Source organism: Pseudomonas sp. RIT409, from assembly GCF_003052515.2.
In the GTDB taxonomy this organism is placed as follows: Bacteria; Pseudomonadota; Gammaproteobacteria; order Pseudomonadales; family Pseudomonadaceae; genus Aquipseudomonas.
In genome coordinates, this window is record NZ_QARE02000001.1 from 532,046 (window position 1) to 545,847 (window position 13,802).

Below are 13,802 nucleotides of genomic sequence, written 5' to 3' on the forward strand. Positions count from 1 at the left end.
GCGAACTTTAGGACCTGAGGGGCTGGAGATCAACAAAAAATGTCGCGTTTCTGCCCGTTTTTGCCAGACGGACAGGCGTGCTCGTTCACTCACCCTGTAGTAACCGACCGATATGACAAAACGATGTTCCCGCAGATCCCAATTGTAGGAGCGCGCTTTCCCGCGATTGCGGTGTGCCAGACAGAACATTCGTCACAGGCAAAATGCAATCGCGGGCAAGCGCGCTCCTACAATATATTGGCGTCACATCACACCGATGCCTGCTCCGCCACCTCCGCCGGAGAAACGATGTTTGTCTTCTTGCCTCGCGACTGCCCTGAACTCAGGTAAGCGGCAATCGACTCCTGTGTCACTTCACCCAGGAACACATTCTCAGCATCCAGCACCGGCAGCCAGGCACGATTGAATTCGTACATGCGCGACAGAAGAATCCGCAAATGCTCGTCGTAGGCAGCAGTGGCGTTGAACGGGCGCAGAAATTGGTCGCAGGTGCCTGCCTGGCGATGCAGGTCGCGGCGCCGTACATAGCCTTTGGCCTTGTTCTGCGCGTCGGTCACGACCACATACCGGCGGTCGTTCTCATCCATGATTTCGAGCGCATCGGCCACAGGGGTTTCCGGGCTGACCGAAGGGGCGTTGTCTGCGGCGTCTTCGGCCTTGACCAGCAGCAGGCGCTTGAGGGTGCTGTCCTGGCCAACGAAGTTGCTGACGAAATCGTCCGCAGGATGGGCCAGCAAGGTATCCGGGTGGTCGATCTGCAACAGCTTGCCTGCGCGGAAGATCGCGATCTTGTCGCCCAGTTTGATCGCCTCGTCGATGTCGTGGCTGACCATGATCACGGTCTTGTTCAGCGCCCGCTGCATCTCGAAGAATTCGTTCTGGATCATCTCGCGGTTGATCGGGTCGACCGCACCGAACGGCTCGTCCATCAACAGCAGCGGCGCGTCGGCGGCCAGCGCGCGTATGACGCCAATGCGCTGTTGCTGGCCGCCGGACAGCTCTCGTGGGTAGCGATGCAAGTACTGCTTGGGCTCCAGCTTGATCATGCTCATCAGCTCGCGGGCCCGGTCGTGGCACTTCTGCTTGTCCCAACCCAGAAGTTTGGGCACGACCACAATGTTTTCCTCGATGGTCATGTTCGGGAACAACCCGATTTGCTGAATCACGTAGCCGATGTTGCGGCGCAGGGTCACTTCGTCCAGTTGCGTGGTGTCCTCGCCGTTGATCAGGACTTTGCCGGAGCTCGGCATGATCAGGCGGTTGATCATTTTCAGCGTCGTACTTTTGCCGCAACCGGACGGCCCGAGGAACACGCAGATCTCGCCTTCGTTGACAGTCAGGCTCACCGAGTCGACGGCCTTCACTTCCTTGCCGTTGCTTTGAAAAGTCTTGGAGAGGTTCTGGAGTTCAATCATTTCAGGAGTCCTTTTGGAGTCAGCGAGCGTTGCAGCCACTGCAGAAGCAGGTCAGCGAAGATGGCCAGGATGCTGACCAATACAGCGCCGACGATCAGCATCGACATGTCGCTGCGGCTGATGGAAGCGAGGATGAGCACGCCCAGACCACCGGCGCCAATGGTCGCGGCGATGGTCATGACGCCGATGTTCATGACCACAGCGGTGCGCACCCCGGCCAGGATCACTGGAACCGCGATGGGCAACTCGACCATCCGCAGGCGCTGACCGAAGGTCATGCCAATGCCGCGGGCCGCTTCACGAATGCCGGGCTCGACACCCGTAAGGGCGAGGTAGGTGTTGCGCATGATGGGCAACAGTGAATAGAGGAATACGGCGGTGATCGCGGGCAACGGCCCAAGCCCTTGGCCAAATTTCGAGTAGAACGGCAACAGCAGGCCGAACAGGGCAATCGATGGCACGGTCAGCAGCACCGTGGCGCTGGCTTGCAGCGGTCCGGCGAGGACTGGAAAGCGCGTCATGAATACGCCCAGCGGCACCCCGACGAGAATCGCCAGCGACACGGCGATACCGACAAGGGTGATGTGTTGCAGCGTCAGATGAAGCACCTGCTGCCAGTCCAGATGAGAAAACGCGCTGAGGAAGCTCATGGTGTCTCCTCCTGTTGGCCTACCGGATCAAGCGCCGGGGTCTGCTTGACCGGCACGCTTTCGGAAGATGGATGGATCGGATGGCTGCGCAGGAAATCCGCGGCAACGACAGTGGGACTCTCGTGGTCGACGTCGACGCGAGCGTTGAGGTCGATCATCGTCTGGTTATCCAACAGCGCCGCCAAGGGCTTGAGCAGGTCAGCCAATTGCGGGTGCTTGTCCAGATACTCCTTGCGAATGACCGGTGCAGCGGTGTAGTCCGGAAAGTAGTGTTTATCGTCATCCAGCACTTTGAGTTTGAACGCGTTCAACCGACCGTCGGTGGTGTACACCAACCCGGCGAATACCTGGCCGTTCTTCAACGCGGTGTAGACCAGGCCGGCGTCCATCTGCCGGGTGTTCTCGCGGCTCAGGTTCATGTCGTAGTGCTTGACCAGCCCCACGAGGCCGTCGGAGCGGTTGGCGAACTCGGTGTCCAGCGCCACGATATGACCTTCCCCGACTTCATCCTTGAGCAATGCGGTCAGCCCGGAAATGGTGGAAATCTGCGGATACTGTCTGGCGATCTTTTCCGGCAGGGCCAATGCATAGGTGTTGTTGAACTTGGACGGCGAGAGCCAGACCAGACCTTTCTTGGCGTCCAGCTCCTTGACCCGCTGGTAAGTCTGTTCACTGTCGAGCCTTTCATCGACGTGGTTGTAAGACACCAGCGAGACCCCGGTGTATTCCCAGAGCATGTCCAGCTGTCCACTTTCCTGGGCACTGCGAGCCAGGTTACTGCCCAGGCCACCGGTGATCTGGACTTGGTAACCCTTGTCACGCAGGTACTGGGCGGTGAGCTCGGCGAGGATGGTCTGTTCGGTGAACACCCGCGCGCCGATGCGCAGGACAGGACGTTCGGCGGGCGCTTCGGCCGCCTGGGCAAATCCGGCCAACAGCAAGCCTGCGCCCATGATGAATGTGCAGAGTTTTTTCATGAAAATTCCTTTCTCTCGGCCACTCGCTCAGCGAGCCAGCCCTCGTTCCAGCCAGAGGCGGCTCATCAGGGTCACGGCGCCATCGAGCAACAGCGCGAGCAGCGCTGTGCAGGCTGCACCCAGGACCAACTGGGGCTGATTGTTCAGCGCAATACCGGGGAAAATCAGGCTGCCGAGGCTGTTGGCACCGATCAGGAACGCGAGCGGTGCAGTACCGACGTTGATCGCCAGCGCGACCCGAACGCCGCCGACGATGATCGGCACAGCGTTGGGCAACTCGACACGCCACAAGACCTGGCGAGGTGTCATGCCGATGCCGGTCGCGGCTTCTTTGAGCGAACCCTGAACGTTTTTCAGGCCTTCATAAGTGTTGCGCACGATGGGCAACAACGAAGCGAGGAACAGCGCGAAGATGGCAGGCCCACTGCCGATGCCCAGAATGCCCAGGGCGATGGCCAATACGGCCAGAGGAGGAACGGTGTTACCGATGTTGAAGATCTGCATGAAACGTTCGGCGCGGCCAACCATGTTCGGTCGGCTGAGCACAATGCCGGTCGGGATTCCGACCACCAGTGCCGCCAGCATCGATGCCAGTACCAGCATCACATGGGCTTGCAGATAAAACAGCAGATCGTCCTGATACTGCTTGATTGTGTCGATGCCGATCCATTGGACCAGCAGGGCCAGGAGCACGATAGCGATCGCACCTCCCATCAGCCCCTTGCCATAGCGATTAGCCACGGGCGGACTCCTTATTTCAGTCGGCGAACACCTCCCGTGACGGGCCTTTTCAGGCCGCCCGCGAAGGGTCGCGAAGAGCAGCGGGTGGGTCGCCGATAAGCGGCGAAAACACGAGCCATGAGCGCAGCTTCGTCAAGCTGACTTGCAGATAGTGCGTCCCCTGGCAACGCTTGCCGCGTCATGGGCAGCAGGGGAATGGACGTCTCCGGAACCGCAAAGGTTCCCACGTGAGATGCTACTTGGCCACCCCTGATTGACTGAACGGTTCGGATATTGCGTTCGTTTGGGCTATAATCGCCGCCCTTTTTTGAATCACCTCTCGGGCGATTTCCCATGACCAGACAGGCCGCCGAAGTCGCGAAGCGCCGCACTTTCGCCATCATTTCTCACCCCGACGCCGGTAAGACCACCATCACTGAAAAGCTTCTGTTGATGGGCAAGGCCATTGCCGTCGCCGGTACGGTGAAATCCCGCAAGTCCGATCGCCATGCCACATCCGATTGGATGGAGATGGAGAAACAGCGGGGTATTTCCATCACCACGTCGGTCATGCAGTTCCCCTACCGCGAACACATGATCAACCTGCTCGACACCCCCGGCCACGAAGACTTCTCGGAAGACACCTACCGTACCCTCACCGCAGTGGACTCGGCCTTGATGGTGCTTGACGGCGGTAAGGGTGTCGAACCGCGGACCATCGCGCTGATGGATGTCTGCCGCCTGCGCGACACGCCGATCGTCAGTTTCATCAACAAACTGGACCGCGACATTCGCGACCCGATCGAACTGCTCGACGAAATCGAAGCCGTCCTGAAGATCAAGGCGGCGCCCATCACTTGGCCCATCGGCTGCTACCGTGACTTCAAGGGCGTGTACCACCTGGCGGGCGACTACATCATCGTCTACACGCCCGGTCATGGCCATGAGCGCACCGAGACCAAGATCATCCAGAAACTGGACTCCGACGAAGCCCGGGCTCATCTGGGCGACGAGTACGAGCGCTTCCTCGAACAGCTCGAACTGGTTCAGGGTGCCTGCCATGAGTTCGATCAACAGCAATTCCTCGACGGCCACATGACGCCGGTGTTTTTCGGCACTGCACTGGGCAACTTCGGTGTCGATCATGTACTGGATGCGGTCGTGGACTGGGCGCCGCAGCCACTGGCCCGGGTTGCCCATGAGCGTACGGTCGAGCCGGTCGAGGAGAAGTTCAGCGGGTTCGTGTTCAAGATCCAGGCGAACATGGACCCCAAGCACCGTGACCGCATCGCGTTCATGCGCATCTGTTCAGGCAAGTACGACAAGGGCATGAAGATGCGTCATGTGCGGACCGGCAAGGACGTCCGAATCGGCGATGCACTGACGTTCTTTTCCAGCGAGCGCGAGCAGTTGGAAGAGGCCTATGCCGGCGACATCATCGGCCTGCACAACCACGGCACGATTCAAATCGGCGACACGTTCACCGAAGGGGAAGGTCTCGGCTTCACCGGTATCCCTCACTTTGCCCCGGAACTGTTCCGTCGCGTGCGTCTGAAGGATCCACTGAAATCCAAGCAACTGCGCCAAGGCCTGCAGCAACTGGCCGAAGAAGGTGCAACGCAGGTGTTCTTCCCAATGCGCAGCAACGACATCATCCTGGGCGCGGTGGGTGTGCTGCAGTTCGACGTGGTGGCCAGCCGATTGAAAGAGGAATACAAGGTGGAATGCTCCTACGAGCCGATCACCGTGTGGTCCGCGCGCTGGATCGACTGCGCCGACAAGAAGAAACTCGAGGAATTCGAAAACAAGGCGGTGGAAAACCTTTCAGTGGACGGCGGCGGTCACCTGACCTATTTAGCGCCGACACGGGTCAACCTGAGCCTGATGGAAGAGCGCTGGCCAGATGTCAAATTCCGCGCGACGCGGGAGCATCATTAATAGCTGATAGCGCCGCCCCCCGGCCCGGCGCCTTGATCGTTCCCACGCAGAGCATGGGAACGATCATTCAACGTGATATCTGTAGGCGCGCGCTTGCCCGCGAGTGCGTTTGGTTGACCGACAGCACTGTGTCAGAAAGGACGCCATCGCGGGCAAGCGCGCGCCTACCACCGCAACTCAGTTCTTGATCATGTCGTGTTTGATCCAGTCGATCACCGAGGTGGTTTTCGGAGCCCAGCCCAACAATTCCCGTGCATGCTTGCCACGCACGCGGCTGTTGGAGCCCAAGCCATAATTGGCCATCTCGTAACCCCACTCGGCTTCAGCGTCTTTGAGCGGCCAGTCCTGCGCCTTGCCAAGCCCCATGGCCTGTGCGATGGCATTGCTCATGTCCAGAAATGACGCTTCGCCGCTTTCAACGAAATAGAAGGTGCCAGCCGGGTCTTTTCCAGCGCCAGTGCGTAAAGCTCGACCACATCGTCGATGTGCACATTCGACCAGATATTGCCACCGCTGCCGACGTGCCGGACGACCCCGCTCTTGCGAGCCTTTTTGACCAGACTTGGCAGTTGCACGCTGTCGCGGTTCACGCCCAGGCTGTGGCCGTAGATCAAGGTGTTGCAGAGCACGGCCGAGCGCACGCCCTCTTGGGCAGAGGCGATCACCCGATCATCGATGGCGACGCGAGCCGCTTTGTCGGAGGTCGGCGCTGGCAGGTTGTCTTCGTAATAGATCACGTCAGAGTGCTCGCCGCCCGAAGCATCGCCGACGATGCTGGAGCCGCTGGTGTGCAGCAACGGCTTGTCAGAACCTTCGAGCCCTTCGATCAGCGCTAGGACCGCGCCCAAGTGATCACTGCTGGCGGCATTGATCACCGCATCAGCCCGGCGTGCCTGCTCGATCAGCAAAGCCTTGTCGTCGAGCGTCCCGACGACCGGGACAATACGCAACGCCGTTAATTCTTCCGCCTGTTCGGCACTGCGCACCAGACCCGTAACGTGATGGCCTTTCTGGACCAGACCCGTGGCGATGGAACCGCCGATGAAACCCGCCGCGCCGGTAATGAAAACGTTCATGAATGCCTCCGTTGAATCGAATGGAATGCGCCCATGGAACTACGGCCCCACTGTTGAAAAAAACCAGCATCGAACCAAATGACCTTTGCGTGTGTGGCAAAGATCGCTTCCTCCCTTGTCCAGAGGTCATCGCACGGCGTGATCGCACGAGACGCCGTTGAAGGCGCAAACCGTGAAACTCACGCCGCGTACCGCCGCAACTTCTGCTGGATAAAGTCCAGAAAGCACTGAATTCTCAGCGCCAATTGGGAATTGCGGTAATAAACCGCGTGGATAGGCTGACGGTAGCCATTGTTCGCGTCGGGCAATACGACCTCCAGGCGCCCCTGACGAATGTCTTCATGGGTCATGAAGTGCGACAGGCAGACGATGCCTTCGCCCGCCAGCGCCAGGTGGCGCAGGGTTTCACCGCTGGAGGCTGCCACGGTGGGCCGAATGAGAAACTGCTCGCCATCGGCATGTCGCAACGGCCAGTGGTTGAGCGTTTCGGTCTGGGTGAAACCCAGCAAGGCGTGCCCGTTCAAGTCATCGACTGTCCTGGGTGTGCCGTGTTTTTTCAGGTACTCGGGGCTGGCCAAGATGTTCAGTGGGCTGGTGCCCAGGGAGCGCGCGTGCAGCGTCGAGTCGGCCAGGTCTCCGATACGAATGGCGACGTCGGTGCTCTGCTCCAGCAGGTCGATGATCACGTCGTTGCTGTTCAGCTCCAGCTGAATTTCTGGATACAACGCCCGAAACTCTGCCACGTACGGAACGATGGAATGCAGCACGAACGGAAATGCTGCATTGATTCGCAAACGCCCGGAGGGCGTCTGTTGCCGAAGAGACAGGCGCTCTTCCAGGTCTTCCATCTGCGCCAGGATCTGCCGCGCCCGCTCGAGAAAGAATTTGCCTTCCTCGGTCAGGTCCATCCGCCGAGTCGTACGGTTGATCAATGTCGTGTCGAGCTTGTTTTCAAGACGGGACAGCGTGCGGCTGATCGCCGACGGCGTCTGGTTCATCTGTTCGGCAGCAGCGGAGATAGAGCCGCTTTCGATCACAGACACGAACACCTGCAGCTCATCGGATCGGGCTTTCAAGGTCATTCTCCGTTGTACGTCGTGGCTGTGGAAACGCGGCGCCAGCAAACACCATCCGCATCACGGCAGCAGCCCTGCAGTTCGATAGGCCTGGATCGTGGTATCGAAGACGGCGATATCGCCACGCCCGCGAGCCACCAACTGTGCCCCTTCCACCGCTGCGTAGATCGCCAGCGCCTGGCTCAATCGCTCATCGTCGGTCAACTGAGGCCGACAGACCGAAAGCACGTCGTTCAACCAACGCACGTTGACGTCCGTGAAGTTGTCGACTTCAACCCGGACTTCGGGGGGAAGATCGTCGTACTCGGCGGCCATGATGCCGCATAGACACATCCGATTATCGTTGACCAGCGCCATGCGAAAAATTTCGGTGTAGCCCTTCATCCAGAGGTTCAGGTCGTCGGAGTCCTCGCGCAGACCGCTCAGATAGGCGATGCCGTCTTCGGTGTAGCGTCGGGCCAACGCGCTGCCCAGATCCCCCTTGGTAGGGAAATGGTAGTGAATACTCGCACTTTTGATGCCCACTTCCTTGGCCAATTCGCGAAAGCTCAGGCCATTGTAGCCGCGGGTTTGAACCATTTTCCGGGCGACCGTCATGATCGTTTCCCGAGTATCCATCGTCATAAATTTACCTTCCTATCGATAGATAGACGTTGACAGGCGAAATCATCTCAGCGCAGTGTATACCTACCGATAGATAGACAGCTATGGAGCTCGCATGAAAGTTTTCGATATTCCCGGTTTTCCCAATCCTTTGCGCATCCGAATCGTTCTTGCGGAAAAAGGTCTGGCGTCGAGCGTGGAGTTCATCAAGGTGGACTTGCCCGCCGCCGAACACAAACAGCCGCCGTTTCTGGCGATCAACCCCACCGGGACCGTCCCCGTATTGCAACTGGATGACGGGACATACATCTCCGAATGCACGGCCATTACTGAATACCTCGATAATCTCGACGGCAACCCGACGCTGACCGGTAAGACGCCGAAGGAAAAAGCGGTCATTCACATGATGCAGAAACGCGCCGAGTCCGAGCTTGCCGACCCGGTCGGCTTTTACTTCCACCACGCGACGCCTGGCCTGGGTGCTGCGCTGCAACCGTACAAGAGCCCTGAGTGGGAAGGCCGCGTCGAGTGGGGCAACCGCCAGCGCGACAAGGCAGTGGCCGGGATGAAATATTTCGACCACGTGCTGCGCAGCCAGCCCTACGTTGCCGGGGATCACTTCTCGATGGCCGACATTACCGTGCTCGGGGGCCTGATCTTCGCCGGTTTCGCCAATATCGACATTCCGGATGAATGCACCGCGCTGAAATCCTGGCAAGCCAACGTACAGCAGCGTCCGAGCGTGCGTAATCCGGCTTGATTCTTCCCGCCATGAGCGGCACAGCATCAGGGCACCCCACCCCTTCATCTCACGCTTTGAAGAGACTGTTCATGACCGTTTACACCCCTAGTCGTGCGTTGCGTCACGCCCTGACCATCGTCGCGCTCACCTCCGCCTGCACGCTGATGACGGCTCACGCCGATACCACCCGCGTAGCTGGCAAAGCAGGCAGCCATTACACCCATCAGACCGCCCCGACTCAATTCGTCAATGTGGACGGCGCCCAACTCGCCTACCGACGTTTCGGCAAAACAGGGGGCGTGCCATTGGTGTTTCTTCAGCACTTCGTCGGCAATCTGGACAGCTGGGACCCCGAAGTCATCGACGGCTTCGCCCGTGATCGCGAAGTCATTCTCTTTGACAACGCAGGCGTTGCCAGCTCGAGCGGCCAGGTGCCGAACAACATCCAAGATATGGCCAAATACGCCGCTGGCCTGCTCCAGGCGCTGGGCGTGAAAAAAGCCGACTTGCTGGGGTTTTCGATGGGCAGTCTGATCGCTCAGCAGGTGGCGCTCGATCATCCTGATTTGGTGCGTCGCCTGATTCTGGTCGGTTCATCCCCTCGCGCGGGTGTAGGGATGGCTTCGCTCACACCGGAGTTTCAGGGGTATCTGGCCAAGAAACGCGAAGTGCCGGACGAACTGTTGCTCGACGTATTCTTCACCCAAAGCGCCGAAAGCCAGGCATCGGGGCGGGAATTCCTGACGCGGCTGCGGGCGCGCAAGGTTAACCGCGACGTCGACGTCAACGACAAGACGGCCCCCGCGCAAGCCGCCGCGATCGCCGGCTGGGGCACTCCAGCGGAGCATGCCAACGACTACCTCAAGAACATTCATCAGCCTACGCTGGTGGTGGCCGGCAGCAACGACATCGTGTTCTACACGGTGAACGACGTGACGCTGCAACAGAACCTGCCGAACGCCCAATTAGTGATCTACCCGGATTCGAATCACGGCGCGATCTATCAATATCCGGAACTGTTCGTCAAACACGCCACCCTGTTTTTGAACGGCGTGAAGTGAGGCCCGGTGTGCCGTGCGGCGAAACTCCGCACGACACGTTTCAGACGCCGAACACCGAGGCGAGGTGAGCCTCGTAGCGCTTCACATCGTGTTCGATGTTCGGCACTTTCATCACGTCCACAGCCAGGAAGGACGGCAAGCCGGTCATGCCCAGGAACTGGTTGGCCTTGTGGAACGGAAAGTAAACGGCGTCTACACCCTTGGCTTCGAAGAAATCGGTCGGGTCGTCGAATGCCTGCTGGGGAGCGTTCCAAGTGGCCGAGATCATGTACTGTTTGCCATGAAGCAAGCCGCCGCTGCCGTACTTCTGGGAACTGTCGGAGCGGGTACGGCCGTCGTTGGCGTACAAGCTTCCGTGGCCCTCTGTGAAGACTTCGTCGATGTACTTCTTCACGGTCCAGGGCGCGCCCATCCACCACCCCGGCATTTGCCACACGATGACATCGGCCCAGAGGAATTTCTGCACTTCCTCGGCGATGTCGTAGCCACCGTCGATGAAGGTCTGCTTCACGTCGAATCCGGCACGGTCCATGAAAGCGATGCCCGCTTCGTGCAAGGTCGCGTTGTAACGGCCATCGGAGTGAGCGAACTGCTTGCCGCCATTGATGAAGAGTATTTTTTTCATGAAAGCACCTCGTCACTGCCCAAGCGCTGGCCGACTCAAAGTGGGCCATGCGGGGGATCAGTCAGGGAGAATGGATAGGGAATGGACGGCAGGATAGCGGTTCAACACGCGTTGAATAACCTGCGTCAGAGCAAAAAACATTTGCGTTAAAGTCACGAATCTCTAAGTCATTATTGCCTTCAGAATCCGAACCGAACTGTAAGGGTGGCGTGGGCAGGCCGGTTGCGACCGTCATCCCCTGCTCGCTGGGAGGGGTAATCAACACGTCACTCCCGGCCGACAACGGCGAGCACCGTTGCGCTTCCAGACACCCCGATGTCGAGCACAGACAACTGAGCGCCCACCGGGCCCCCTAAGGTGTGCGAGCGCCATTCACCCCTCTTTCGCCACCTCGTATGGAGCTTTCATGAGCGACTCGATCATTGTTCTTCGCGATACCACACCGGTGCCCGTCGTCGACGCGTGCAAATGGGAACGCATCGGCGGCGACCCGCATACCGTCAACCTCAACGCCTACACCAGCGCCGACGGCCAGAAAATCATGGGCACTTGGATCTGCACGCCGGGCAAGTGGTATGTCGAGTATGTGAAGTGGGAGTACTGCGACTTCCAGGAAGGCTATTGCATCATCACGCCGGAAGGCAAAGAGCCCATTCACCTGCGAGCCGGTGACAAGTTCATCGTCGAGCCCGGAATGAAAGGCACGTGGGAAGTGGTTGAGACCGTGCGCAAGTACTTCGTGTTTGCGTAAAGGCCGAAGCGGGTCCCCTACAGTGGATCAGCCGCCACGGTAGCCACCCATCCTGCGCAACCACGCTTGCGCAGGATGGGGCCGGTCAGCGCATTATTTTTTCAAGATGCCCGGGCGCCAACGCCCGCTGCATGTAATCCATTCCGGTGACCTGATCCAACTCCGCCAGGACCATTGCGATCTGTTTGTAGGCCGCACGAAACAATGAGCTGCCGAGGCTCACGCGCTGAACGCCCGCCGCGCGCAATCGATCGAGGGTCATGCGTTTGGCAGGGAGCACGTTGATCGGCTTGCTCAGTTCGCTTTGCACCGTCTTCAAATCCTCCATGCTGCGCAGACCCGGCGCGAACAGGCAGTCGGCACCCGCTGCTTCGAAAGCGGTGAGGCGCCTGATGACTTCGCTCAACGAATATTCATGAGACCCGAGCAAGTAGTCAGTTCGCGCCGTGACCACAAAATGCGGATTGCGGGTGCGCACCGCTTCACACGCCGCAATCACCCGCTCGCTGGCCTGTTCGACGCTGAAGAAAAGCGGGCCCTGCGGCGAGCTGTAATCGGCGATGTCTTCGATGGAGGCACCGCCACATCCCATATCGGAAACCTGTCGGAAGTTGCTCTCCACCCCTTCGGCGGTTTTCGCCAGACCGTTTTCCAGGTCCGCGCTGACCGGAATCCGCACGGCGCGCACGATGCGGTCGATGGCGTCGAAACGAAACTGGTTGTCCATCGTCACCGATGAGTCGCCGTACCCGTGGGCATAGGCAATCCCTGCGCTGGTGGTCCCCAGGGTGGGGTATTCCAGTTGTTCGATCAGTCGCGCGCTGCCCTCGTCCCAGGCATTTGGCATCACAAACATGGGGCTACCGGGCCTGTGCAGATCGTTGAAGCGCTTGCTTGCATTCATGAATGGCGTCCTCCTGGGTGCAAGACTAAAGCGCCTCGCGCCGGTACCCCATTCAAAAAAATTGAATCGATTTCAAAAATCATGAAAAGACAGCGCGGAACGATCATGAAAGTCTTGCCCCACCTTTTGCCTTGGACGCACTTTCATGAAACGGACCGTAACCGCTTTATTGCTTTCGCTCGCCTGTACAACTGCATTTTCCGAACAAGTAACGCAAAACACTCACTCAACTCACTCGCCGCCCGAAACAGCACTTAGCACATTCAATCTGCCGGGCACTTCAATGAAAGTTGCGCTATGGCACGACCCCGCCACGGGCCCGCAACAGTCGGTACCCAAACAATCTCAAATTGTACTTTTCGTTCACGGCGCCACGATCTCCGGCAAGTTATCGGCGGGTTATCCCATCGACGGTTATTCGTGGTCGAAGGATGTCGCCAATTCCGGGCGGGACGCCTGGGTGATCGACCTGCCCGGTTATGGCCGCTCGGACGACTACCCCGAAATGCGCAAGTCCGAGGCCCAGACCACGGCCGATCCCGTGGGCAATGCAAAGAGCCTGGTGCCGGTGCTGGACGCTGCGGTCGACTTCATCCTCAAGCAGAGCGGCGCCACCCAACTGACCCTTATCGCAACCTCGCGCGGTGCGATTCCAGCGGGCTACTACGCCACCGCCCACCCCGAAAAGCTGGAGAAGGTGGTGTTCAACTCGCCCATCGTGCGAAGGGACAACATCGATCCAGCGATCATCAAAAGCCTGTTCGGCAGCGCCGACAGACCGAGCCAGAACTTCTACGAGATCCCCATGGACAAGCGCCTGGCGATGCTCACCGACGACCGACCGCCAGGCACCGAGGTACAGCTGGAAAAGGACTTCATGACTCAGTGGCCAAAAGACTCGCTCTCCGAGCGCGGCACGCCACAGGGCACGATCAAAGTTCCGGGCGGATTCGCCCAGGATATTTATGACGCGTGGCACGGTACTTATTGGGACCCGGCAACTATCACAGTCCCGGTATTAATTATCCGCGGTGATTACGACCATGTATTGACCCCTCGCGAAGATACGGACTGGCTATACAGCCATTTAGTAAATGCCCCCAGCAAGCGCTCGGTACTTATTGATAAAGGCACCCACGCCATGTTGTTCGAAAAAAAGCGTTTTGAACTGTACCGCGAAGTTCAACTGTTTCTGGACGGCACGTATACCCCACTGGCATTGACCTGCAGTTTTTGCGGCGGCCGCAATTGAGAAAAGGAGCAC

At 59.0% G+C, this 13,802-nt stretch carries 12 protein-coding genes and 2 pseudogenes; 5 read left to right on the top strand and 9 right to left on the bottom strand.

The window, feature by feature from the left end:
* Positions 1-248: 248 nt before the first annotated feature.
* The 4 genes and pseudogenes from DBP26_RS02350 to DBP26_RS02365 form a co-directional block, all read right to left on the bottom strand.
* Positions 249-1,415, bottom strand: coding sequence for an ABC transporter ATP-binding protein (locus DBP26_RS02350; RefSeq protein WP_108235992.1), 1,167 nt, complete (start codon positions 1,413-1,415; stop codon positions 249-251).
* Positions 1,412-2,065: an ABC transporter permease gene (locus DBP26_RS02355; RefSeq protein ID WP_108235993.1), complete on the bottom strand. Its 654-nt coding sequence runs from the start codon at positions 2,063-2,065 to the stop codon at positions 1,412-1,414. The genes DBP26_RS02350 and DBP26_RS02355 overlap by 4 nt, the downstream gene beginning before the upstream one ends.
* Before the next feature lie 71 nt (positions 2,066-2,136).
* Positions 2,137-3,042: pseudogene (locus tag DBP26_RS02360) on the bottom strand (glycine betaine ABC transporter substrate-binding protein); the annotation flags it as partial.
* A gap of 27 nt (positions 3,043-3,069) precedes the next feature.
* Complete coding sequence (locus DBP26_RS02365) at positions 3,070-3,756, bottom strand: ABC transporter permease (protein ID WP_177410991.1); 687 nt, start codon at positions 3,754-3,756, stop codon at positions 3,070-3,072.
* Between the two features lie 360 nt (positions 3,757-4,116).
* On the opposite strand from DBP26_RS02365, the gene DBP26_RS02375 reads away from it, so the two are divergent.
* The gene (locus DBP26_RS02375; RefSeq protein WP_108235995.1) at positions 4,117-5,700 is read left to right on the top strand and encodes a peptide chain release factor 3; all 1,584 of its coding nucleotides are present in this window, start codon (positions 4,117-4,119) and stop codon (positions 5,698-5,700) included.
* A 177-nt stretch (positions 5,701-5,877) separates the two neighbouring features.
* On the opposite strand, the pseudogene DBP26_RS02380 reads toward DBP26_RS02375, so the two are convergent.
* From DBP26_RS02380 to DBP26_RS02390, 3 genes and pseudogenes are all read right to left on the bottom strand, one after another.
* A pseudogene (locus DBP26_RS02380) lies at positions 5,878-6,776 on the bottom strand (NAD-dependent epimerase/dehydratase family protein).
* Between the two features lie 179 nt (positions 6,777-6,955).
* Positions 6,956-7,852 carry a LysR family transcriptional regulator gene (locus DBP26_RS02385; RefSeq protein ID WP_177410982.1) on the bottom strand — a complete coding sequence of 299 codons (897 nt, stop codon included), beginning with the start codon at positions 7,850-7,852 and terminating at the stop codon, positions 6,956-6,958.
* 60 nt (positions 7,853-7,912) lie between these two features.
* Entirely contained in the window at positions 7,913-8,476 is a 564-nt protein-coding gene (locus DBP26_RS02390; protein ID WP_108235997.1) for a TetR/AcrR family transcriptional regulator, read from the bottom strand.
* Positions 8,477-8,570: 94 nt separating this feature from the next.
* Here DBP26_RS02390 and DBP26_RS02395 point away from each other — a divergent pair, with 94 nt between their 5' ends.
* On the top strand, positions 8,571-9,215 hold the full coding sequence (locus DBP26_RS02395; RefSeq protein ID WP_108235998.1) for a glutathione S-transferase: 645 nt from the start codon (positions 8,571-8,573) through the stop codon (positions 9,213-9,215).
* Positions 9,216-9,286: 71 nt separating this feature from the next.
* The gene (locus DBP26_RS02400; protein ID WP_108235999.1) at positions 9,287-10,258 is read left to right on the top strand and encodes an alpha/beta hydrolase; all 972 of its coding nucleotides are present in this window, start codon (positions 9,287-9,289) and stop codon (positions 10,256-10,258) included.
* Positions 10,259-10,298: 40 nt separating this feature from the next.
* Here the strand turns inward: DBP26_RS02400 and DBP26_RS02405 are convergent, their stop codons facing one another.
* Positions 10,299-10,883 (bottom strand): NAD(P)H-dependent oxidoreductase, encoded by a 585-nt coding sequence (locus tag DBP26_RS02405; RefSeq protein WP_108236000.1) that lies wholly within the window; start codon positions 10,881-10,883, stop codon positions 10,299-10,301.
* Positions 10,884-11,289: 406 nt separating this feature from the next.
* On the opposite strand from DBP26_RS02405, the gene DBP26_RS02410 reads away from it, so the two are divergent.
* The gene (locus tag DBP26_RS02410) at positions 11,290-11,634 is read left to right on the top strand and encodes a cupin domain-containing protein (protein ID WP_108236001.1); all 345 of its coding nucleotides are present in this window, start codon (positions 11,290-11,292) and stop codon (positions 11,632-11,634) included.
* A gap of 85 nt (positions 11,635-11,719) precedes the next feature.
* Here the strand turns inward: DBP26_RS02410 and DBP26_RS02415 are convergent, their stop codons facing one another.
* Positions 11,720-12,538 carry an isocitrate lyase/phosphoenolpyruvate mutase family protein gene (locus DBP26_RS02415; RefSeq protein WP_108236002.1) on the bottom strand — a complete coding sequence of 273 codons (819 nt, stop codon included), beginning with the start codon at positions 12,536-12,538 and terminating at the stop codon, positions 11,720-11,722.
* A gap of 145 nt (positions 12,539-12,683) precedes the next feature.
* Here DBP26_RS02415 and DBP26_RS02420 point away from each other — a divergent pair, with 145 nt between their 5' ends.
* Positions 12,684-13,790, top strand: a complete 1,107-nt coding sequence (locus DBP26_RS02420; protein ID WP_108236003.1) for an alpha/beta hydrolase — start codon at positions 12,684-12,686, stop codon at positions 13,788-13,790.
* The last annotated feature ends 12 nt before the right edge of the window (positions 13,791-13,802 follow it).

What these genes read in the sequence shown, in the direction of transcription:
- DBP26_RS02375 (WP_108235995.1), top strand. Translation starts at nt 4,117, where the DNA reads ATGACCAGACAGGCCGCCGAAGTCGCGAAGCGCCGCACTTTCGCCATC.
- DBP26_RS02365 (WP_177410991.1), bottom strand. Translation starts at nt 3,756, where the DNA reads ATGGGAGGTGCGATCGCTATCGTGCTCCTGGCCCTGCTGGTCCAATGG.
- DBP26_RS02400 (WP_108235999.1), top strand. Translation starts at nt 9,287, where the DNA reads ATGACCGTTTACACCCCTAGTCGTGCGTTGCGTCACGCCCTGACCATC.
- DBP26_RS02350 (WP_108235992.1), bottom strand. Translation starts at nt 1,415, where the DNA reads ATGATTGAACTCCAGAACCTCTCCAAGACTTTTCAAAGCAACGGCAAG.
- DBP26_RS02410 (WP_108236001.1), top strand. Translation starts at nt 11,290, where the DNA reads ATGAGCGACTCGATCATTGTTCTTCGCGATACCACACCGGTGCCCGTC.
- DBP26_RS02355 (WP_108235993.1), bottom strand. Translation starts at nt 2,065, where the DNA reads ATGAGCTTCCTCAGCGCGTTTTCTCATCTGGACTGGCAGCAGGTGCTT.
- DBP26_RS02405 (WP_108236000.1), bottom strand. Translation starts at nt 10,883, where the DNA reads ATGAAAAAAATACTCTTCATCAATGGCGGCAAGCAGTTCGCTCACTCC.
- DBP26_RS02420 (WP_108236003.1), top strand. Translation starts at nt 12,684, where the DNA reads ATGAAACGGACCGTAACCGCTTTATTGCTTTCGCTCGCCTGTACAACT.
- DBP26_RS02395 (WP_108235998.1), top strand. Translation starts at nt 8,571, where the DNA reads ATGAAAGTTTTCGATATTCCCGGTTTTCCCAATCCTTTGCGCATCCGA.
- DBP26_RS02415 (WP_108236002.1), bottom strand. Translation starts at nt 12,538, where the DNA reads ATGAATGCAAGCAAGCGCTTCAACGATCTGCACAGGCCCGGTAGCCCC.
- DBP26_RS02390 (WP_108235997.1), bottom strand. Translation starts at nt 8,476, where the DNA reads ATGACGATGGATACTCGGGAAACGATCATGACGGTCGCCCGGAAAATG.